1 protein-coding gene is annotated in these 634 nt (G+C 67.0%); it reads right to left on the minus strand.

Annotated elements, in window-relative coordinates; all coding sequences use genetic code 11:
• Window positions 1–458: MazG nucleotide pyrophosphohydrolase domain-containing protein (locus AC1DWF_RS35725; protein ID WP_476843189.1), on the minus strand; the 458-nt coding region annotated here is incomplete at its 3' end.
• Between the last annotated feature and the right edge of the window lie 176 nt (window positions 459–634).

Raw genomic sequence — 634 nt, forward strand, 5'->3', positions numbered from 1 at the left:
CGCCTGGTCAGCTTGGCGGCGCGGGTGAGGCCGGGCAGGCCGGTCGCGATCCCCGCCAGGACGCCGATCTCGGCCCGGGCGGCGCGCTCGGCGATCTTCCGCTGCTCCCAGATTTCCTCCGTGGCTGTCGTGGAATCGGCATCGCCGAAGACGTGCGGGTGGCGGCGGATCATCTTGGCCGTGCTGCCGGCCGCGACGTCCTCGAAGCGGAACCAGCCGCGCTCCTCGGCCATCCGCGCATGATAGACGACCTGGAGCAGCAGATCGCCGAGCTCGTCCAGCAGCACCGCCGGCTCAGGGCCGCGGCGGATGGCATCCGCGACCTCGTAGGATTCCTCCACCGTGTAGGGCGCGATCGTCGAGAAATCCTGGACAACGTCCCAGGGGCAGCCCGTGTCCTTGTCGCGCAGCCGCGCCATGACCGCGAGGAGGGCGTCGATCGAGGGGGCGTCGGGCATGTCGTCCACGGGGAGCGTCTCCGGTTGTCCACAGATGAAGTTACCGCATAAGATTTATTATGGAAAATACTGGCATGGGGAAAAGCCTGTGGATTCAAGCTCCAGCCCAGATCGGTTCTCAGATCGGCGCCTCCAGGACGAGCCCGTCGACGCCCATCTCCACGCCATCCGGCAAC

This window comes from Aminobacter sp. P4_D5 (assembly GCF_056401815.1).